General features: G+C 57.7%; 22 protein-coding genes. 17 read left to right on the top strand and 5 right to left on the bottom strand.

Going from position 1 to position 18,209, the window contains the following annotated elements; genetic code table 11:
* Nucleotides 1-8: 8 nt before the first annotated feature.
* The 12 genes from QFX16_RS06215 to ltrA all read left to right on the top strand — a co-directional run bounded on the left by QFX16_RS06215 (nucleotide 9) and on the right by ltrA (nucleotide 9,959).
* Entirely contained in the window at nucleotides 9-1,160 is a 1,152-nt protein-coding gene (locus QFX16_RS06215; protein ID WP_283183231.1) for a phage tail protein, read from the top strand.
* Nucleotides 1,157-1,672 carry a phage tail protein gene (locus tag QFX16_RS06220; RefSeq protein ID WP_283183232.1) on the top strand — a complete coding sequence of 172 codons (516 nt, stop codon included), beginning with the start codon at nucleotides 1,157-1,159 and terminating at the stop codon, nucleotides 1,670-1,672. The genes QFX16_RS06215 and QFX16_RS06220 overlap by 4 nt, the downstream gene beginning before the upstream one ends.
* Nucleotides 1,673-1,808: 136 nt before the next feature.
* Complete coding sequence (locus QFX16_RS06225) at nucleotides 1,809-2,849, top strand: phage tail protein (protein ID WP_283183233.1); 1,041 nt, start codon at nucleotides 1,809-1,811, stop codon at nucleotides 2,847-2,849.
* 7 nt (nucleotides 2,850-2,856) lie between these two features.
* A complete protein-coding gene (locus QFX16_RS06230; protein ID WP_283183234.1) occupies nucleotides 2,857-3,429 on the top strand; it encodes a tail fiber assembly protein in 573 nt (190 codons plus the stop codon).
* Nucleotides 3,430-3,514: 85 nt separating this feature from the next.
* Nucleotides 3,515-4,411 carry a gp53-like domain-containing protein gene (locus QFX16_RS06235; protein WP_283183235.1) on the top strand — a complete coding sequence of 299 codons (897 nt, stop codon included), beginning with the start codon at nucleotides 3,515-3,517 and terminating at the stop codon, nucleotides 4,409-4,411.
* Nucleotides 4,412-4,858 (top strand): phage tail assembly chaperone, encoded by a 447-nt coding sequence (locus QFX16_RS06240; protein ID WP_283183236.1) that lies wholly within the window; start codon nucleotides 4,412-4,414, stop codon nucleotides 4,856-4,858.
* A gap of 35 nt (nucleotides 4,859-4,893) precedes the next feature.
* Nucleotides 4,894-5,457: a glycoside hydrolase family 19 protein gene (locus QFX16_RS06245; protein WP_283183237.1), complete on the top strand. Its 564-nt coding sequence runs from the start codon at nucleotides 4,894-4,896 to the stop codon at nucleotides 5,455-5,457.
* Entirely contained in the window at nucleotides 5,439-5,975 is a 537-nt protein-coding gene (locus QFX16_RS06250; RefSeq protein ID WP_283183238.1) for a lysis system i-spanin subunit Rz, read from the top strand. The genes QFX16_RS06245 and QFX16_RS06250 overlap by 19 nt, the downstream gene beginning before the upstream one ends.
* A gap of 80 nt (nucleotides 5,976-6,055) precedes the next feature.
* Nucleotides 6,056-6,556 (top strand): CinA family protein, encoded by a 501-nt coding sequence (locus QFX16_RS06255; RefSeq protein ID WP_283183239.1) that lies wholly within the window; start codon nucleotides 6,056-6,058, stop codon nucleotides 6,554-6,556.
* 83 nt (nucleotides 6,557-6,639) lie between these two features.
* On the top strand, nucleotides 6,640-7,692 hold the full coding sequence (recA, locus tag QFX16_RS06260; protein WP_007907270.1) for a recombinase RecA: 1,053 nt from the start codon (nucleotides 6,640-6,642) through the stop codon (nucleotides 7,690-7,692).
* Nucleotides 7,693-7,700: 8 nt separating this feature from the next.
* The gene (recX, locus tag QFX16_RS06265; protein WP_283183240.1) at nucleotides 7,701-8,168 is read left to right on the top strand and encodes a recombination regulator RecX; all 468 of its coding nucleotides are present in this window, start codon (nucleotides 7,701-7,703) and stop codon (nucleotides 8,166-8,168) included.
* Between the two features lie 474 nt (nucleotides 8,169-8,642).
* Entirely contained in the window at nucleotides 8,643-9,959 is a 1,317-nt protein-coding gene (gene ltrA / locus QFX16_RS06270; RefSeq protein ID WP_439900106.1) for a group II intron reverse transcriptase/maturase, read from the top strand.
* Between the two features lie 89 nt (nucleotides 9,960-10,048).
* Here the strand turns inward: ltrA and QFX16_RS06275 are convergent, their stop codons facing one another.
* Entirely contained in the window at nucleotides 10,049-11,167 is a 1,119-nt protein-coding gene (locus QFX16_RS06275; RefSeq protein WP_283183242.1) for an LOG family protein, read from the bottom strand.
* 366 nt (nucleotides 11,168-11,533) lie between these two features.
* On the opposite strand from QFX16_RS06275, the gene QFX16_RS06280 reads away from it, so the two are divergent.
* A complete protein-coding gene (locus tag QFX16_RS06280; RefSeq protein WP_095128071.1) occupies nucleotides 11,534-11,728 on the top strand; it encodes a hypothetical protein in 195 nt (64 codons plus the stop codon).
* Here the strand turns inward: QFX16_RS06280 and QFX16_RS06285 are convergent, their stop codons facing one another.
* The gene (locus QFX16_RS06285; protein ID WP_033053929.1) at nucleotides 11,729-12,154 is read right to left on the bottom strand and encodes a PA3611 family quorum-sensing-regulated virulence factor; all 426 of its coding nucleotides are present in this window, start codon (nucleotides 12,152-12,154) and stop codon (nucleotides 11,729-11,731) included.
* A gap of 189 nt (nucleotides 12,155-12,343) precedes the next feature.
* Here QFX16_RS06285 and QFX16_RS06290 point away from each other — a divergent pair, with 189 nt between their 5' ends.
* The 3 genes from QFX16_RS06290 (at nucleotide 12,344) to QFX16_RS06300 (ending at nucleotide 14,402) form a co-directional block, all read left to right on the top strand.
* Nucleotides 12,344-13,078, top strand: a complete 735-nt coding sequence (locus QFX16_RS06290) for a tRNA-uridine aminocarboxypropyltransferase (RefSeq protein WP_283183243.1) — start codon at nucleotides 12,344-12,346, stop codon at nucleotides 13,076-13,078.
* 234 nt (nucleotides 13,079-13,312) lie between these two features.
* Nucleotides 13,313-13,960, top strand: a complete 648-nt coding sequence (gene erdR, locus QFX16_RS06295; protein WP_046046272.1) for a response regulator transcription factor ErdR — start codon at nucleotides 13,313-13,315, stop codon at nucleotides 13,958-13,960.
* A gap of 79 nt (nucleotides 13,961-14,039) precedes the next feature.
* Nucleotides 14,040-14,402: a diacylglycerol kinase gene (locus QFX16_RS06300; protein ID WP_008060649.1), complete on the top strand. Its 363-nt coding sequence runs from the start codon at nucleotides 14,040-14,042 to the stop codon at nucleotides 14,400-14,402.
* Here QFX16_RS06300 and QFX16_RS06305 read toward each other — a convergent pair.
* Entirely contained in the window at nucleotides 14,399-15,325 is a 927-nt protein-coding gene (locus QFX16_RS06305) for a LysR family transcriptional regulator (RefSeq protein ID WP_008153977.1), read from the bottom strand. The two genes, QFX16_RS06300 and QFX16_RS06305, sit on opposite strands and share 4 nt — an antisense overlap.
* Nucleotides 15,326-15,475: 150 nt before the next feature.
* On the opposite strand from QFX16_RS06305, the gene fpr reads away from it, so the two are divergent.
* The gene (gene fpr, locus QFX16_RS06310; protein WP_030127957.1) at nucleotides 15,476-16,255 is read left to right on the top strand and encodes a ferredoxin-NADP reductase; all 780 of its coding nucleotides are present in this window, start codon (nucleotides 15,476-15,478) and stop codon (nucleotides 16,253-16,255) included.
* A gap of 169 nt (nucleotides 16,256-16,424) precedes the next feature.
* Here fpr and tsaA read toward each other — a convergent pair whose 3' ends face one another.
* Together tsaA and QFX16_RS06320 are read right to left on the bottom strand one after the other, a co-directional pair.
* The gene (tsaA, locus tag QFX16_RS06315) at nucleotides 16,425-17,126 is read right to left on the bottom strand and encodes a tRNA (N6-threonylcarbamoyladenosine(37)-N6)-methyltransferase TrmO (RefSeq protein ID WP_283183244.1); all 702 of its coding nucleotides are present in this window, start codon (nucleotides 17,124-17,126) and stop codon (nucleotides 16,425-16,427) included.
* Nucleotides 17,127-17,285: 159 nt separating this feature from the next.
* Nucleotides 17,286-18,056, bottom strand: a complete 771-nt coding sequence (locus tag QFX16_RS06320; RefSeq protein WP_283183245.1) for an SDR family oxidoreductase — start codon at nucleotides 18,054-18,056, stop codon at nucleotides 17,286-17,288.
* Nucleotides 18,057-18,209 lie beyond the last annotated feature (153 nt).

Genomic DNA, 18,209 nt, shown 5'->3' on the forward strand with positions numbered 1-18,209 from the left:
GTAGAGAGATGGACTATCCGAAAAGTGTGCCCAGCGCCGGGTTGGTGAATGGGAAGTTTGTGGATGAGAACCCGTTGATGGGGACGCCGGGGTCGTTGATTCCGGCGGACTGGGGGAATGGGGTAACGCAGGAGATTGTGAATGTCATCAAGGCCGGGGATCTGACTCCGGATGAGACGAAGTTCGACCAATTGCTGCAGGCCATTCAGAGCGTTTCGGCCAAGGGCTGGAATCTGGATTCGGCGTTGCCGATCGGCTCTCTGCCGTCGGCCACCGTGGCGACGGCGGATGGGCGTTTGCCGGTGACCCCTGCGGCGGTTTCGACCAGTGGCGGCCGGGTGTCGATTCCGGTGGGAGTGTTGGTCAGCATTGGCCAGGAAGTCGTCGCGGGGCAGTTGGGCAGGGCGCGGACGTTTACTACCCAAGCGTGGAGCAGTGCGGATTTGATGCCGACCTCCAGCTACTTTCTTCGGGCGCAGGTGATCGGTGGGGCGCTGACCTTTTACATGCAGCGCGGAACAATCTATGACGCCGCGCCCGAAGGTTTGAAGGGCACTGTCAATGGCGGGGCGGGGGGCGGTTTTCAGTCCACGCCACTGGACCTCTGCATTGCTTGGGTGGTGACGGCTGCGCCGGGTTCCGTGCCGGTCATCAGGCCGATCTACAATCGTAATCGGTTGGCGTGGACGCAAACTGTCAACGGCAACGGTGTGGTTTACCTACCTCTGGATCCTCATGCCCGGGCGGCACGTCTGGTGGTGGGGAACCCGACGCCTTCGGCGACGGAGATCTCCGGGGTGTCGTTTGCGCCAACAGGTTGGGTTGGTGGCAACTACTGCTTTCTCTCACCGGCGCTGACCACCAGTTCCAATCACGATGGTGGTTGGACGACTCCGATGCCGTGCGTGATCTTCACCAATAACTTTGTCAACGACGCCACGGTCACGACCCTGACCGCCAGTTTCGACCATTCGCAATTGCGCTCGTTGTGGCAGTCCTACCAGGCCGAACACATGCTCGGTTCGACCAGCGCCGTCAGCGATGAATTGCTGTTCAGTATGGGGATCAAGAACCACCCCGTGTCTGATTACGCCACTGGAATCGCGGTCAACTTCTCGGCGGCAGTCAATGTCAGTCTTTCTTGGGAGTTGATTCGATGAACGTTATTCAAGAGCTTCATCAGTTCGAGGACGGTCTGCGTCCTGCACAACCTTCTGTCGTCCATGACTGGGACGGTGAAAAATGGGTGCTGGACGCCGCGAAAATCGCTCTGTTGGAACAACAGGAAACCGAACGCCTGTGCGCCGAAGTCGATGCTGCTGCAGACAAAGCACGCACTGCTCTGGCCGGTGATCCACTCAAAGCCATGGAGTACGCCCAAGCCGCCGTCGACGCCCAAGCCTATAAGGACGCGGGCTACCCGAAAAAAGACGTGCCGATGGCCGTCTCCGCATGGGTCGTTAAAGGCCGGACGGCCAAGCAGGCCGCTGAGCAGATCCTGAGCAAAGCCGCACAGCTGAGCGACAATCTGCTGACCCTGCGCACCTTGCGCCTCAAGGCCAAAATGCAAATCCGCGCGTACGCGGCCAAGGGCAAGATAGATCTGGCCCGCAGCGCTGGCGATGAAGCATTGGTGGCTATTCGTGAATTCGTCAGCGGCATGGCTGACTAGGCGAGAACCCTTCAACTCCCCTGTTCTGGCCCACGTATTCGTGGGCTTTTTTTTCTTGAAAAAAAATCGTGGACGCGATTGCACCGCTAACTGCGTCGACACGGACCATTTGTCATTTTAGAGGAACGATAGACGTATGGACTATCCAAAAAGCGTGCCTAGCGTCGGGCTGGTCAATGGCCGGTTTGTCGATGAAAACCCGGTGGCCGGGACGCCGGGATCGTTGATTCCGGCAGTATGGGGAAACAGTGTAACCGAAGAGCTTCTGGCCGTTATTACAGCGGCCGGAATGACGCCATCCGAGGGTGTTAACGATCAATTGTTGGTGGCCTTGAAGACGCTCCTGAATTTGGCCAGTCCCATGTCTTCGCGGGTGACTGAAGTATCGACATCAAAGGCGTTGATGCCAGAAGAGTTGGGGCTGGTACTGATTAACGCCAGCGCGACGGAGACGACTATTACCCTGCCGGCAGCAAGTTCGTTGTCAGGTGTTCGGGATGTCGTTGTTCGACGGACTGACAACGGTGTTAACCGCTTGGTAGTACAGGCCTCAGGTAATGATCGAATCAAGTTCCACACTCACTTGTCGCCGAACGGATACCCGTTTCTGGTTTTGATGGGGGCGGGTGATTGGTGGCACTTACGAAGCGATGGAGCGAGCAATTGGTGGCCCGTCGGGCGCTTCGATGCAACGCCATTGGGAAGGATTGTTCTTGAGACGACAACCGCGTTCAGTGCTGGTGGTTATGGCGCGTTGAACAGCAGAGAGTTTCTTCGCTCCGAATGGCCCTGGCTTTGGGATCACGCCGTTCAGTCCGGAATGTTGCGCGCAGAAGTTGACCGCGCCGGAGGTTGGAGCAGTGGCGATGGGATCAAGACGTTCCGCGCCCCGGAAGTTCGAGGTGAGTTTATCCGCGTTCTCGATGAACAACGTGGTGTCGATACTGCGCGCGCAGCCGGCACTTGGCAGACGGGTACCCACATCACGGGTGATAACGGCGCCGCTCCAGCGGTTCAGGGTATTGCCAACATCGCGACAGTAGGGGCTGACCCAACATCCTTTACCGGTCTCTGTTACTACGTATCCGCCACCATGACCGAGAATCTGGGCAGTACTTACTGGGGGATGACTCGCCCCAGGAACATTGCTTATCCAGGTCGATTGAAACTAATTTGAGGGGCATATGGCTTATTACTATTTAAATGAAAGCTCTCAAGAGTTGACCGGTCCTGTCGAGTTACCGGTCATTCCTGGTATGGGCGTTGTCTTGCCGGGCAATGCGATCGAGTTGCCGGAAGTTCTGCCACCCGCCGAAACCGGTTATGTATGGGTTTGGCGTAACGGTGCCGCTTCGCAACTGATCGATCTACGCAACCGCCCGGTGTATCGCAAAGACACAGGCGGCCTTCAATTCTGGTACGAGTTGGGCCCGTTGCCTGACTATCTGACCGTCAAGCCTCGCCCCGGCGAATACGATGTTTGGCTGAATGATGACTGGGCGCTGGACTTGGCTGCCGAACGAACAGGCAAAACCGCTCAAGCCGGCGCCGAGCGAGACAATCGTCTGCGTGAGATGGTTATTCGCGTCGCACCGCTGCAATACGGCTATGAACTGGGTGAGGCCACCAATGTTCAACTGGCCACTCTGCAAGAGTGGAAACGCTATACGCTCAAGTTGATGAACATTGAACAGCAACCGGACTTCCCACTGATCATTGACTGGCCGGCTTCACCTGTCAGCGTCGTAGCCGTATAAACCCTGAAACTTATTAATAACTGGAAGTGCAGTCTTGTGTTGCCAGCACGCGGCTGCCTGCAAAATACCAACGGAAGGATATACCGTGGATTATCCCAATAGCGTCCCCAGCACAGGTCTGGTGGACGGCAAGTTTGTCGATGAAAACCTGATTACGGGGACTCCGGGCTCTTTGATCCCAGCCAGCTGGGGTAACGGTGTCACTCTGGAGTTGTTGAAAGTCATCGAGGCTGCCGGTATCAAACCGTCAGAGGCGAGTAACGATCAACTGTTGACGGCGTTGCGCAGTAACAAGCTGTTTGTGACCGCGCCACAGTTCGACAGCGATCAGTCGGTCGCCACCACTGAATTTGTGACCCGCAGCGGTTTACAGTTTTCAGGTTTCAACGTCTTTCCCGCGAGCGCTGCGTTGACCGCAGCCAACGTGGGCGGGGTGGTGAGTTTTGCCAGCGCCACGCCGATCACGGCGACGTTGCCGTCCATCAATGGACTTGCCCATGCCAGCACGATCCATGTCATCAACGCCGGAAACGGCGTGCTGACCATCAACCCGGCTGGCGCCGAAGTCATCGAGACCTGTAACAGCACGTTCGGGCCGGTCAAGCTCGGCGTCGGTGACTCCGCGCACTTCATCAAGCTGAGTAACGAGTGGCGCTTGTATGGGGGCTCGGTTAGCGACAAGTATGCATCGTCCTTCTCCGGCGTCTACGGCAACGTCGGTTACCAGAAGTATCCCAGTGGAAACATTGAACAATGGGGCGTTGGCACCACGGATGCCAATGGCGATGTCTATATCACTTTCCCGATCTCGTTCCCGACGTCTTTTTCTTCGCTCGTGGCCACCCATGTGGGTGGCGACGGGGCGATGGTCATCCTGGTCGGGGGCACCGGGACCAAACAGGGCTGCCGCCTGAAGGTTCGGAGTTTTTCCGGTCAGGTGCAGGCGGGATGGAGCGTGAATTATTTTGCAAAGGGCTATTGAATGAACGCGTTCAATGTTTTGTTTAGCGCAAGTACTTGCGGTGTTTATGTTCCAGGAATCAATGCGTCGGATATCCCTTCCGATGTCATAGAAATCCCCCAGGCTTATTGGATTTCGTTACTCCAACAGTTGGCTGTAGCCCCGAAAATGATTTCGGTGCGGGCCGATAATGGCTATCCCGTTCTTACGGATACACCGCCTCTTGTGCCGGAGGAAGCAGCGAAGGCCGAGCGACTTTGGCGTGATGCTCAGCTATTGGCCACCGACAGTATGGTCGCCCGCGACAGGGACGAACTGGAGGACGGCGGTGGCACGACGCTGACCACCGAGCAATACGCTGAGTTGCAGGCCTATCGCCGTGCACTTCGGGATTGGCCGCAAGGGTCGTTTTTTCCTTTCGCTGAACATCGACCCACCACGCCACTTTGGCTGAGTGGATATCTTTGACACGAACCAGACACTTGTCAGGGCCTGGGGGCTATATGACCGTTACGCAGCAACATCTACAGATCGTTATGCCCAACGCCCGCCACCAAGCGGGCGTTTTCATTTCCGTCCTGAACACAGCCATGGCTCACCGCAACATCAACACCCCCAAACGCATTGCCGCCTTCCTCGCGCAAGTCGGTCACGAATCGGGGCAGTTGCAGTACGTACGTGAGTTGGGGAGCGCTCAGTACTTGAGCAAGTACGACACTGGCGCGCTGGCTGCGCGCTTGGGAAATACACCGGAGCCTGACGGTGACGGTCAGAAATACCGTGGCCGAGGCCTGATTCAGATCACTGGTCGCGACAATTACCGTCAGTGCAGTCTCGGACTCTTCGGTGATGATCGTTTACTGTTTTTGCCAGAACTACTGGAACAACCGCAATGGGCCGCCGAATCGGCCGCGTGGTTCTGGGAGCAAAATGGCTTCAATGAACTGGCCGACCGCGACCAGTTCAACAGCATCACCCGCCGCATCAACGGCGGCCTGAACGGTTTGCAGGATCGCTTGCAACTCTGGGCGCGGGCGAGGGCGGTGTTATGCCAGTCTTCGGTTTGATGCCGATGTCTTACCGCGTCATTGGCGTTGTTGTTTTTCTGGCTGTGTTGGCCGGTGGCTCGGCGGCGCTGGCCTGGCGCTTTCAGGATTGGCGTTATGGCGGGCAACTGGCGGAACAGGCCAAGCTGCACGCCGAGGCACTGAATCAGCTGACCCTGGCAACCGCGACGCAGCAACAGGCCGAGCAGCACGAGCATCTGGCGCTGGAGCAGCGGCTGTCGGCCAGCGAACAAACCCATTATCGAGCGCTTAGCGATGCCCAACGTGATCAAGGTCGCCTGCGCGATCGTCTTGCCACTGCTGATGTGCGCTTGTCAGTCCTCCTCGATGCCCATGACGCCGCCTCTTTCTGTGCCGTGCCAACCGCCTCCGGAGCCAGCCGCGTGGATCATGGAGTCGCACGCGCCCGACTTGACCCGGCGCATGCTCAGCGAATTATCGCCATCACCGACGCGGGGGACCGCGGACTGATTGCCTTGCAGGCTTGTCAGGCTTATATCAGAGCCCTCGCTCGCTAACATTTTGATCGATCCTGAACCTTGCAAGCGTGATCGGCTCGTGTACGGTAGTTCTCATTCCGCTCGATCAGGAGAGAGCCGTGAAAGATATCACTCAGCTGGCTGCTGAACTTGGCAGACGCTTGCAGGTGCTCAATGCCCACGTCACTACCGCCGAATCCTGTACCGGTGGCGGGATTGCCGAGGCGATCACCCGTATTCCGGGGAGTTCGGCGTGGTTTGAGGCCGGTTATGTCACTTACTCCAACCGCCAGAAAACCGAGCAGTTGAATGTCCCGGTCGAGTTGTTTGCGACGGTGGGGGCGGTCAGTCGCGAGGTGGTCGAGGCCATGGTCCGCGGCGCGCAGCAAAAAAGCCGGGCGCATTTTGCCGTGGCGGTCAGCGGTGTGGCGGGACCGGATGGCGGTTCGCCGAGCAAGCCGGTGGGCACTGTGTGGCTGGCCTGGGGCGTTGGTGAACAGGTGTTCAGCGAGGTGCAGCACTTTCCCGGCAACCGTGACGAGGTCCGCCGACAAACGGTGAAGGCCGCGCTAGAGGGGCTGCTGCGCCATGCCGCTGGAGAAATCTCAAATCAGGGGTAGGCGATCCTGAAACGCTGTGGAATAATACTGGCTACTTATACAGGTGTTGGCCGTCAGGCCTTATTGATTACGTGAGGACTTTAATGGACGACAACAAGAAGAAAGCCTTGGCTGCGGCCCTGGGTCAGATCGAACGTCAATTCGGCAAGGGTGCCGTAATGCGTATGGGCGATCAGGACCGTCAGGCGATCCCGGCTATCTCCACTGGCTCTCTGGGTCTGGACATCGCGCTCGGCATTGGCGGTCTGCCAAAAGGTCGTATCGTTGAAATCTACGGTCCTGAATCCTCCGGTAAAACCACGCTGACACTGTCGGTCATCGCCCAGGCTCAAAAAGCCGGCGCGACCTGTGCATTCGTCGATGCTGAACACGCCCTCGACCCTGAATACGCCGGCAAACTGGGCGTCAACGTCGACGACCTGCTGGTTTCGCAGCCGGACACCGGCGAGCAAGCCCTGGAAATCACCGACATGCTGGTGCGTTCCAACGCGGTTGACGTGATCATTGTCGACTCCGTGGCGGCTCTGGTTCCAAAGGCTGAAATCGAAGGCGAAATGGGTGACATGCACGTGGGCCTGCAAGCCCGTCTGATGTCCCAGGCGCTACGTAAAATCACCGGTAACATCAAGAACGCCAACTGTCTGGTTATCTTCATCAACCAGATCCGTATGAAAATCGGTGTGATGTTCGGCAGCCCGGAAACCACCACCGGTGGTAACGCGCTGAAGTTCTACGCTTCGGTTCGTCTGGATATCCGCCGTACCGGCGCGGTGAAAGAAGGTGACGAGGTTGTCGGTAGCGAAACCCGCGTCAAGGTTGTGAAGAACAAGGTAGCTTCGCCGTTCCGTCAGGCCGAGTTCCAGATTCTTTACGGCAAAGGCATCTACCTCAACGGTGAGATGATCGACTTGGGTGTTCTGCACGGTTTCGTTGAGAAGTCCGGTGCCTGGTATGCCTATGAAGGCACCAAGATCGGTCAGGGCAAGGCTAACTCGGCCAAGTTCCTGGCAGATAATCCGGAAATCGCCGCCAAGCTCGAGAAGCAGCTGCGCGACAAGTTGCTGACTCCAGCGCCGGACGTCAAAGCATCGCCAGTCAAAGAGACTGCTGATGACCTGGCTGACGCTGATATCTGATTGATCCGATGATCGCCGTACTCGATACACTCGTCGCGGTGCGACGAACCGCAATGGACCTGCTCGCGCGACGCGAGCACGGTCGAGTCGAGTTGACGCGTAAACTGCGTCAACGCGGCGCCCTCCCTGAAATGATCGACACGGCACTCGACCGTTTGACGGAAGAAGGCCTGCTGTCCGAATCCCGTTATCTCGAAAGCTTTGTTTCCTACCGTTCCCGTTCCGGTTATGGCCCTTTGCGTATTCGCGAAGAGTTGAGCCAGCGCGGCCTGCAACGTACCGACATCGAACTCGCTTTACGCGAGAGCGGTATCAACTGGCAGGAACAACTGGAAGACACCTGGCGGCGAAAGTTTTCCGGGCATTTACCGATAGACGCCCGGGAACGTGCCAAACAAGGCAGGTTCCTGAGTTATCGGGGATATTCCATGGAAATGATCAGCCGCTTGTTCAGCGGCCGAGGGATGGACGATTGACTGAAACGGCTCGCTACTTCGATAGCGGGCCGTTTTTTTTGGTGCGCCCAGCATGGGCGCAATCTTGTGGGTGAAAGTCCCGCCGTAAGCTGACCACAGCGAACGAAGTGAAGCGCAACTGCATGAGGGTGACCGAGTGTGGGGAGGAAGCGTGAATCGAAACCGCGAGCCGATGGACAAGAACCGGATATAAGGCGAAGCCGATCAGGGCGAGCGGGCCATAAACCGCGAAGCTCTTGTGGTCAAAGATCAGGCTGCGTAAATCCGGCGGTTGTGCGGGGAAGGATTGCGTTCTTACCTGGGGAGATCTCGCCTCGTGCCTGAAAGGGCGACGGTGCAAGCCGGAGCGAGAAGTCAGCAGAGGCCGTAGTAGTCATCTTTTTTTTTTTTGACGAAGGGCCGAACGAGAGAAAGCGTTATAGGCCATGTTGATGCGAACGACCGGAAGTCAGATGCCTGCCAAACGCGGGGCGGATGGAGACTGCGAACGGTGAAGCCGTGAGAAGCTCCGTCAGCGACGAGGTCAATCGCCCGCAAGATGAATCCGACAACGCAGGGCAAGGGCTGCTGGAACGGGCCTTTGCGAGAGAAAACCTGAAACGGGCATGGAAGCGAGTCAAGGCCAACAAGGGTGCTGCGGGAGTCGACGGTCTGGACATTGAACAGACGGCCGAACATTTGCTGACCCGTTGGCCTGCGATTCGCGAACAGCTTCTTTCAGGTGCCTACCGGCCCAGTCCGGTGCGGCGAGTGGTGATTCCCAAGCCTGACGGCGGTCAACGTGAGTTGGGTATTCCGACGGTCACCGACCGTTTGATCCAACAGGCGTTGCTGCAAGTCTTGCAGCCGTTGCTTGATCCAACCTTCAGTGAACACAGCTACGGTTTTCGTCCGGGACGTTGTGCGCAGGACGCCGTGTTGGCGGCTCAGCGCTACGTGTCCTCGGGTCGAAAAGTGGTAGTGGATGTTGATCTGGAGAAGTTCTTCGACCGGGTCGATCACGACATTTTGATTGACCGTCTACGCAAACGGATCGCGGATCAGGCGGTTATTCGACTGGTTCGGGCGTATCTGGATGCGGGAGCGCTGATCAATGGCGTGGTCGAGAAAAGCCGCTGCGGGGCGCCGCAAGGTGGCCCGTTATCGCCGTTGCTGGCGAACGTGCTGCTGGACGAAGTGGATCGGGAGCTTGAACGCCGAGGCCATTGCTTTGTGCGCTATGCCGACGATGCGAATGTGTATGTTCGCAGCCGCAGGGCTGGGCAGCGGGTAATGGCCCTGCTGAGACGGTTGTACGAAAAGCTGCACTTGAGCGTCAACGAGAGCAAGAGTGCAGTGACGAGCGCATTGGGTCGCAAGTTTCTGGGATACGCCTTCTGGGCATCTGCACAAGGCGTCAAAAGAGCAGTGGAGGTCAAGGCGCGCAAGCAGTTCAAGCAACGGATACGCGAGCTTACTCGTCGCTCAGGCGGTCGCAGTCTGCGACAAGTCGTCGAAAATCTACGCCCTTATCTCTTGGGCTGGAAAACTTACTTTGGGTTGTCACAAACACCGAAAATCTGGCGAGAGCTGGACGAATGGATACGACACCGATTGCGAGCGATCCAGCTTAAGCAGTGGAGGCGTGGACCGACGATCTACCGCGAACTGAGGGCGCTGGGAGCCAGCAGCCAATCGGCCCGGAAAGTGGCGGCCAACTCGTATAGCTGGTGGCGTAACAGCCGATTTGAGCTGAATCGAGTGTTGAATATAGCGTGGTTCGACAGGCTGGGACTGGTGCGACTCTCATAACCTCAATCTCTCGAACCGCCCGGTGCGGACCCGCATGCCGGGTGGTGTGGCAGGGGAGCGGCCTATGAAGGCTGCCCCCTATGCCGATTCTATGTAACCTTGGACGGTTCCCGCGAGCGCTGTTGCGCCTGGGGTTGGGATTGCGCCCAGTTTTCCGGCAGGTTGATGTAGTCCACCAGTTCACGCAGGCGTCCATGATCACGGGCGTTGAAGGTGAAAGCGAGTCGCGCCAGGTGGCTGAACTGCGGTTCGTCGTGTTCCTCTCCGCTGTAAGCATGTTGATGGAAATGGTCGCTCAGGCACAGGTCGGCAAAAGCCTCTTGCATGTGTTCGAGCGCCTGGTCGCTGAGCTTGTGATTCATGCGGATCACGAATTGATGCTTGAGCCAGCGGCTGGAGTGGAAGTTGCTGTAGAACTGGTTGATCTGCTCCACAGCCTCTTCCGCGCTGTAGACCAGACTGACGAGCTTCATATCGGTCGGCAGGATGTAGCGATTTTCCTCCAGTTGATGGTGGATGAAGTCCAGCGCGCCTTGCCAGAACTTACCGCCGGGAGCGTCCAGCAATATCACGGGCACCAGCGGGCTTTTGCCAGTCTGGATCAATGTCAGCACTTCCAGCGCTTCATCCAGGGTACCGAAACCGCCAGGGCACAGGACCAGAGCATCGGCTTCCTTGACGAAGAACAGCTTGCGGGTAAAGAAGAAGTGGAAGGGCAGCAGGTTGGTGGTGCCATTCACGGTGGGATTGGCATGTTGCTCGAAGGGCAGGGTGATATTGAATCCCAGGCTGTGTGCCAGGCCAGCACCTTCGTGGGCCGCCGCCATGATGCCACCACCGGCACCGGTGATGACCATCAGGTCTGAGCGCGCCAGCGCGGCGCCAAGTTCCCGGGCCAGACCGTATAAAGGATGTTCTATCGGTGTTCGGGCCGAGCCAAAAACGGTGACCTTGCGGCGCCCCCTGAATTGCTCCAGAACACGGAAAGCGTGCTCCAGTTCACGCAGGGCTTGCAGGGTGATCTTGGCATTCCAGCGGTTGTGATCTTCCTGGGCCATGCGTAGCACGGTCAGGATCATGTCGCGGTAGATCGGGATGTTCGGGCTGTTGGGTGAAACCAGGTTGAGTTGCTCTTCGACCTTGCTGATGAGGTCGTGGCCGCTTTCTTCAAAATGACGGCTCAGGAGGTCATTCGATTGGTAAGGCATCAACTTCTCCTTCCATACAGGCTCTGTTTTTCCCTTGGATGAAGGAAACATTCGCACAACAAGACGTGCAACGGGCAGCCCCTTTCCTGCCCTGAAAAATGAACGTGAACACTATGAATCTAGACCCTCGCGGAGATTTTCGCTGACTTGATCATTGCGCCGCAAAGTCTTTCCTGGCAACCGCTTATTGGCGATTTGCAAGGTGCTTTCACCGCTCGTCTGAACGCAAGGCGAGTGTCTGACAGTCTGATTTACTGAATTACAGGCACGACACGACAACTTTGCGTCAAAGGCAAGGCGTACGGTACAAGCGGTTCAAGGATTTTATCGCTCAAGCAAGGGCGAGGTGCAGGGAGGCGGGAAGCGATGGCCAGAGTCATTCTGGAGATCGATACGCAATTGTATCGATTACTGAAGTCATCGGCCGAGACCAATCATTTGAGTCTCGAAGAGGAGTGTTGCCGACGTCTGGAGGGCGCCGACCGACGTTCCCGTTATTTGCAGGCGTTGTTGGCAGAACTGCGCGCCGAGGATGAACAGCGGCGCGCCACTTCCCGATGATTACTTCTTCTTGGTCGGAGCCGCTTTCGGGCAGTCCGATTCCTGATAACTGGCGGAGCCGACTGAGCGGTTGGTCTTCACCTCAGTGAAGTCGTAACGCATGACTGCGCCCTTGGCCATCAGTTTGCGGAACGATGGGTTGTTGCATACAGAGGCGCCAAGCTGGAAATACACGGCTTTCGGGTCGGCACGCATCTTGTTGGCGTGGCTGCTTTGTACGCTTAGATGGTTGATCAGCGTGTTGCCTTCGACGGTGTAGCCCTGATCAAGAATGTCTTCGTTGATCGCCCGTGGAGTACCAACACTGCTTTGTGTGGCGACGTTTCGCAGCTCTCTGTTGAGATTCTGCTCACTCAAGGAAGCAGCCTGAGCGCTGAAGGACGACGCCAGCAAAATGGCAGCGGTGGGAACGATAAGGCGCAGCATGAAACTCTCCTGGTTCAGTGACTGGTGGTTCGACCCGTCACATGACTGTGCGTTCAGTGGCGGCGAATTATAGGGGACGAGGCCTGGACGGTACAGGCTTGCGCCGGCTGCTCTGATAAACTGCCGCCACTTTCTGCCCTGCCGAGTGTTTTTCGTGTCGATTTTCTTCCCCTGCCGGCGTTGCCTGCGATGAACCCTGCAACCCCACGCTTTGCTGCAAACGCAGTAGCCCGCTTGCGCGATGAGCGAGAGGAAGAGGGCATCAAGCCGATTCAGGCCCGAGGCTGGAGGGCGCCGCGTTGCCGAGCCTGCCGCGTGATCGAGAGCCACTGCCTGTGCGCCTGGCGCCCGCAGGTCGAGGCCCGTTCTGGCGTGTGCCTGATCATGACCAACAAGGAAGTGTTCAAACCGAGCAACACCGGTTGGCTGATCGCCGATGTGGTGCGCGACAACCATGCGTTCATCTGGTCGCGTACGGAAGTTGATGAGCAACTGCTGGCGCTGCTGGCCGATCCGCAATGGCAGCCCTATCTGGTGTTTCCGGGTGAGTACGTCGAGCCCGAGCGTGTCACAAACAGCGTCGATGCCGATAGTTCGAAGCGTCCGCTGTTCATTCTGCTGGATGCCACGTGGACAGAAGCCCGGAAGATTTTCCGCAAAAGCCCCTACTTTGATCGGCTGCCAATCCTGAGCTTGTTGCCTGAGAAGTTGTCGCGCTACCGGTTGCGCCGATCGACCCGCAGCGAGCATTTATGCACCGCCGAAGTGGCGGCACTGTGTCTCGATCTGGCGGGTGATACCGAGGCAGCGTCGGCGCTGGACGCTTATTTCGACGTGTTCAGCCAACATTACCTTGATGCCAAACATCAGCTTGAAATGAATGTTTCAACACCGGCACACGCAGAGCTGATGCCTTTTGTGTAAATCGGCGCCCCTGTCTCGCGCTGATTGTCGCCCATACTGCAAAGAACTGTACTGGCCATGCACCTTGACCACCCCCGATTCGCTGGGCATGCTTGGCGCCGATTAGGGCGCGGCCAAAGTTTGATACGCCGTATTCTTTACGTGGATAGCCACGTGATTGGCGTTGAACGTGCCCTGTTGGTACAGCTCCGTGGCTGTACCTCGAGTTGTTTGAAAAACAGGATCATTTGAAAAATGGCCACATACGAAATCCTGATTGCCGATGACCACCCTCTTTTTCGTAGCGCCCTGCATCAAGCGTTGACCCTGGGCCTGGGCCCGGAAGTCCGTCTGGTGGAAGTGGCGAGCATTGCCGAGCTGGAAACCCGTCTGGACGAGAAGTCCGACTGGGATCTGGTGCTGCTGGACCTGAACATGCCGGGGGCCTACGGTTTTTCAGGGCTGGTGTTGCTGCGCGGTCAGTATCCGCAAATTCCGGTGGTCATGGTGTCGGCCCAGGAAGAAGCCTCGATCATGGTCAAGTCTCGTGAATTCGGCGCCAGCGGCTTCATCCCCAAATCCAGTGATCTGAGCGTCATCCAGAAAGCTGTACGCGCGGTGCTCGATGGTGATGTGTTCTGGCCGCCCCAGGCCTTCGAGGCGGTCAGCGTATCCGCCGAAGCCAAGGCCGCCAGCGAAGGCCTTGCGAGTCTGACGCCTCAGCAGTTTCGTGTTCTTACCATGGTCTGTGAAGGCTTGTTGAATAAGCAGATTGCCTACGAGCTGAGCGTTTCCGAAGCGACGATCAAGGCGCATGTGACGGCGATTTTTCGCAAGCTGAATGTGCGGACCCGGACCCAGGCGGCGTTGCTTCTGCAACAACTTGAGTCAATTTCGAGCTGATCAGGCGCGGTGCGTTCACGCTTTTTTGACTTTGCTTACTCTAGCTTTCCCACTTCCTTTTTGGTCAGTTGCCTACTTTATGTCACCTTTCAAAGGCCAAACCGGCCTAAAACGCATCCTCAACGCCTCCGGCTATTCACTGGACGGTCTGCGCGCAGCCTTCACCGGCGAAGCGGCTTTTCGGCAACTGGTGTTGCTCAACGTCATATTGATCCCGCTGTCGTTCTTCCTGAACGTCAGTCGCGTCGAGCAGGCGTTGCTGATTGCAGTCTGCCTGTTGGCGTTGATTGTCGAATTGCTCAATTCGGCAGTGGAAGCGGCCATCGACCGCATTTCCCTTGAGTTGCACCCATTGTCGAAAAACGCCAAGGACATGGGCAGCGCCGCTCAGCTCGTGGCGTTAACCATGATCGCGCTGGTGTGGGCGGTGATACTGCTTTAAGCGATGGTAGGCAGCACAATCTCGTCGCTGCGCTGAACCCCAGCGGTGAAAGCGCGGCACAGGTCGAGGAATTCACGCATCGCCGACGTCTGATATTTCTGTTTGTGCCAGATGAAATAGAACTGCCGCGCCAGATCCAGATCCGGTGTCTCCACCGGCACCAGGCTGCCGCGGCGGAATGCATCGCGCAGTGCCAAGCGAGAAATGCAGCCAATCCCCAACCCGGACTCCACCGCACGCTTGATCGCTTCGGTGTGTTCCAGTTCCAGTCGGATATTCAGCGAGCTGCGATGGTGACGCATGGCCTGGTCAAAGGTCAGTCGCGTGCCAGAACCCTGTTCCCGCAGAATCCAGGCCTCGTGGGTAAGCTCTTCCATGGTCGCCGTGCCGCGCTTGGCCAGTGGATGCTGGGGCGCGCAAAACACGACCAGTTCATCCTCGACCCAGCTCTGCACTTCGATGTCTGGATGGCTGCAGTCGCCTTCGATTAGACCCAGATCAATTTCATAGTGGGCGACCTGCTGCACAATGTTGGCAGTGTTCTGCACGTGCAGCTTCACCTGGCTTTCCGGATGGCGCTGCATGAAGCTGCCGATCAGCAAGGTGGCCAGGTAATTGCCGATGGTCAGGGTCGCGCCGACCGCCAGAGAGCCGAATCCCGACTTGCCATTGAGCAAGTCTTCGATTTCCTTGGACTGGTCGAGCAGCGCCACCGCTTGCGGCAGCAGCTGTTTGCCGAGGGCGTTGAGGCTCAGCCGTTTGCCGGCGCGGTCGAACAGCTGACAGCTGGACTGACGCTCTAGCTCGGTGATCGAGGTGCTCGCCGCCGATTGCGAGAGGTTGAGCAGACCCGCAGCACGGGATACGCTTTCCTGCTGGGCGACGGCGACGAATACTTGAAGTTGACGGAGAGTAAATCGCATATCTATATAACCGATAACCCTTATCTTAATAATCCAGTTAACAGATATTGTGGCTGCCATTAGAATGCGATGCAATTGCGCACAGCAGCTCATTTTTCGCAGAGCAGGCGCAGAGCATGCGCAGACAAAATCTCCAGGAGTCCCACGTACATGAGCAACATGAACCACGAGCGTGTCCTCAGTGTTCATCACTGGAACGACACTCTGTTCAGCTTCAAGTGCACCCGCGATCCGGGCCTGCGCTTCGAGAACGGTCAGTTCGTGATGATCGGCCTGCAACAGCCCAACGGCCGGCCGCTCATGCGCGCTTACTCGATTGCCAGCCCGAACTGGGAAGAGCATCTCGAGTTCTTCAGCATCAAGGTGCCTGATGGCCCGCTGACTTCCCAGCTGCAGCATCTGAAGGAAGGCGACGAGATCATCATCAGCAAAAAGCCTACCGGCACGCTGGTGCTGGATGACTTGAAGCCTGGCAAACATTTGTACCTGCTCAGCACCGGTACCGGTCTGGCGCCGTTCATGAGCGTCATCCAGGACCCGGAAACCTACGAGCGTTTCGAAAAAGTGATCCTGTGCCACGGCGTACGTTACGTCAACGAAGTCGCTTACCGCGAGTTCATCACCGAGCACTTGCCGCAGAACGAGTTCTTCGGCGAGGCCCTGAGTGACAAGTTGATCTACTACCCGACCGTGACCCGTGAGCCGTTCGAGAACGAAGGTCGCCTGACCGACCTGATGCGCAGCGGCAAGCTGTTCAGCGACATCGGCCTGCCACCGATCAACCCGCAGGACGACCGCGCCATGCTTTGCGGCAGCCCGAGCATGCTCGACGAGACCAGCGAAGTGTTGAACAGCTTCGGCCTGAAAGTGTCGCCGCGGATGCGCGAGCCGGGTGATTACCTGATCGAGCGAGCGTTCGTCGAGAAGTAAGTACACTGCATCACTGAAAAGCCCCCATTGCCTGTGCAGGCAAATGGGGGCTTTTTTATGTCCAATGCAAACCTTGTAGGAGCTGTCGAGTGAAACGAGGCTGCGATCTTTTGATCTTGTTTTTAAAAGTAACATCAAAAGATCGCAGCCTCGTTTCACTCGACAGCTCCTACAGGTTGGAGGCGGGGATGACTTCCAGGACACGGATTACCCCGGCTTCGGGGTAATGCCAGCGTACGTCCAGGTCCCAGAACTGCGCGCCGTATTCCCGTTCGGGTGTAGGAATCTGGTACGCCGGACGTGGGTCTTGTGCCAGGCATTGCTCGATCAACTCCACCAACGGTTCTTCAAGGCGCTGAGCATGGCCGTGAGCCTGTTGCAGCGCTGAATCCGTCCACTGCACGGGAATCAACTGCGGTGCGGCGCTAGCGATGCTGTTGGAGGCGGTATCGATGATGTCGGCGTAAGGCACGTAGGGTTTGATGTCGAGAATCGGCGTGCCGTCCAGCAGGTCGATGCCGGATATCCACAGGCGATTGGCTTCAACCTTGTCCAGCTTCACCACGGATTGGCCGATGCCATTAGGCCGATGCGTCGCGCGGGTGGCGAACACACCCATGGATTTGTTACCGCCGAGACGAGGAGGGCGGACTTTCAGTCGTGGCTTTTCTTCCAGGGCCTGGTGAAACAGGAACAGCAGCCACACGTGGCTGACCTGTTCCAGACCTTGCACCGCATCGCCCTGATCGAACGGCGCCACCAGTTCCAGCACGCCGCGAGCGGCCGGGGCCAGTTGTGGCTGCCGCGGGATGGCGAACTTCTCCTTGAAGCAGGAGCGCACGAAGCCGATGGGGGAAACGCTGTAGGTCATGGTCTGGGGTCGAGGCGGGGTGAGGGCGGGCATGATAACCCGAGCAGTCGCAAGACCGGTGGTGCCTGTTAGTCCGTCATCGCGGGGGTAGCCATTTCATTATTTGAAATGCATTCCCCTGTGGGAGCGTGGCTTGCCCGCGATGGCCGCGCCGCCGATCTAGAGGCTAAACCCACCATCCAGCGGAATGATATTCCCGGTCATGTAAGCCCCGGCCGTACTCGCCAGACTGATCGCCAGCGCCGCCATCTCTTCCTCCCGGCCCCAGCGTTTCATTGGAATCAACGCCGTGTCGTCGGCCAGCGCCTGCTCATCATTGCCGATGTGCTGAGTCATTTTGCTCGGAAAACGCCCCGGCGCGATGACGTTGACGTTGATGTGCTGGCTCACCAGCTCCCGCGCCAGAATCCGTGATAGTTGATGTAGGGCAGCTTTACTTGGCCCGTAGGCATACGCCTGTTCGCCGAAGGACGAAATCCCGGCCACTGAACCGATATTGATAATTCGCGCCGGATTCGCTGCCGAACCGGCCTTACGCAGCAGTGGCAAAAACTGCTGAATGCAGTTGAACACCGAGGTCACGTTGAGCTGCATGACTTTTTCCCAGCCCTTGACCGGGTAGCTCTCCAGCGGCGCACCCCACGTAGTGCCGGCGTTGTTCACCAGAATATCCAGATGAGTGATCTGCTCGCCCAGTCGCGTAGCCAGTTGAAGTACGCCTTCTTCGGTGGCCAGGTTGGCCGCCACTCCGTGGCAACGACCGAATGCGCTCAATTCATCTGCCGTTTGCTGACAGGCTTCGGCATCCCGGGCGCAGACGTACACGGTGGCGCCGGCCTCGACATAAGCCTTGGCGATCATTTTGCCGATACCACGGGAGCCGCCGGTCACCAGAGCGGTGCGGCCTTGCAGGGAAAAGTACGGGTGCATGGCGAATCCTGAGCGCTGAGGGTCAATACACCCTAGTCGTCAGCCGCCGGAAGCGGAGCCACTATTTTTGCGAGGAATGAGGGGCTATACAGCCTTTGCCACCGTCTCTGTAGGAGCACAGCTTGCTGGCGAAGGCGTTTTCAAGATCGCCTT

The organism is Pseudomonas svalbardensis, from assembly GCF_030053115.1.
GTDB lineage: Bacteria > Pseudomonadota > Gammaproteobacteria > Pseudomonadales > Pseudomonadaceae > Aquipseudomonas > Aquipseudomonas svalbardensis.

What these genes read in the sequence shown, in the direction of transcription:
- QFX16_RS06215 (WP_283183231.1), top strand. Translation starts at nt 9, where the DNA reads ATGGACTATCCGAAAAGTGTGCCCAGCGCCGGGTTGGTGAATGGGAAG.
- QFX16_RS06220 (WP_283183232.1), top strand. Translation starts at nt 1,157, where the DNA reads ATGAACGTTATTCAAGAGCTTCATCAGTTCGAGGACGGTCTGCGTCCT.
- QFX16_RS06225 (WP_283183233.1), top strand. Translation starts at nt 1,809, where the DNA reads ATGGACTATCCAAAAAGCGTGCCTAGCGTCGGGCTGGTCAATGGCCGG.
- QFX16_RS06230 (WP_283183234.1), top strand. Translation starts at nt 2,857, where the DNA reads ATGGCTTATTACTATTTAAATGAAAGCTCTCAAGAGTTGACCGGTCCT.
- QFX16_RS06240 (WP_283183236.1), top strand. Translation starts at nt 4,412, where the DNA reads ATGAACGCGTTCAATGTTTTGTTTAGCGCAAGTACTTGCGGTGTTTAT.
- QFX16_RS06245 (WP_283183237.1), top strand. Translation starts at nt 4,894, where the DNA reads ATGACCGTTACGCAGCAACATCTACAGATCGTTATGCCCAACGCCCGC.
- QFX16_RS06250 (WP_283183238.1), top strand. Translation starts at nt 5,439, where the DNA reads ATGCCAGTCTTCGGTTTGATGCCGATGTCTTACCGCGTCATTGGCGTT.
- recA (WP_007907270.1), top strand. Translation starts at nt 6,640, where the DNA reads ATGGACGACAACAAGAAGAAAGCCTTGGCTGCGGCCCTGGGTCAGATC.
- recX (WP_283183240.1), top strand. Translation starts at nt 7,701, where the DNA reads ATGATCGCCGTACTCGATACACTCGTCGCGGTGCGACGAACCGCAATG.
- ltrA (WP_439900106.1), top strand. Translation starts at nt 8,643, where the DNA reads ATGGAGACTGCGAACGGTGAAGCCGTGAGAAGCTCCGTCAGCGACGAG.
- QFX16_RS06275 (WP_283183242.1), bottom strand. Translation starts at nt 11,167, where the DNA reads ATGCCTTACCAATCGAATGACCTCCTGAGCCGTCATTTTGAAGAAAGC.
- QFX16_RS06280 (WP_095128071.1), top strand. Translation starts at nt 11,534, where the DNA reads ATGGCCAGAGTCATTCTGGAGATCGATACGCAATTGTATCGATTACTG.
- QFX16_RS06285 (WP_033053929.1), bottom strand. Translation starts at nt 12,154, where the DNA reads ATGCTGCGCCTTATCGTTCCCACCGCTGCCATTTTGCTGGCGTCGTCC.
- QFX16_RS06290 (WP_283183243.1), top strand. Translation starts at nt 12,344, where the DNA reads ATGAACCCTGCAACCCCACGCTTTGCTGCAAACGCAGTAGCCCGCTTG.
- erdR (WP_046046272.1), top strand. Translation starts at nt 13,313, where the DNA reads ATGGCCACATACGAAATCCTGATTGCCGATGACCACCCTCTTTTTCGT.
- QFX16_RS06300 (WP_008060649.1), top strand. Translation starts at nt 14,040, where the DNA reads ATGTCACCTTTCAAAGGCCAAACCGGCCTAAAACGCATCCTCAACGCC.
- QFX16_RS06305 (WP_008153977.1), bottom strand. Translation starts at nt 15,325, where the DNA reads ATGCGATTTACTCTCCGTCAACTTCAAGTATTCGTCGCCGTCGCCCAG.
- fpr (WP_030127957.1), top strand. Translation starts at nt 15,476, where the DNA reads ATGAGCAACATGAACCACGAGCGTGTCCTCAGTGTTCATCACTGGAAC.
- tsaA (WP_283183244.1), bottom strand. Translation starts at nt 17,126, where the DNA reads ATGACCTACAGCGTTTCCCCCATCGGCTTCGTGCGCTCCTGCTTCAAG.
- QFX16_RS06320 (WP_283183245.1), bottom strand. Translation starts at nt 18,056, where the DNA reads ATGCACCCGTACTTTTCCCTGCAAGGCCGCACCGCTCTGGTGACCGGC.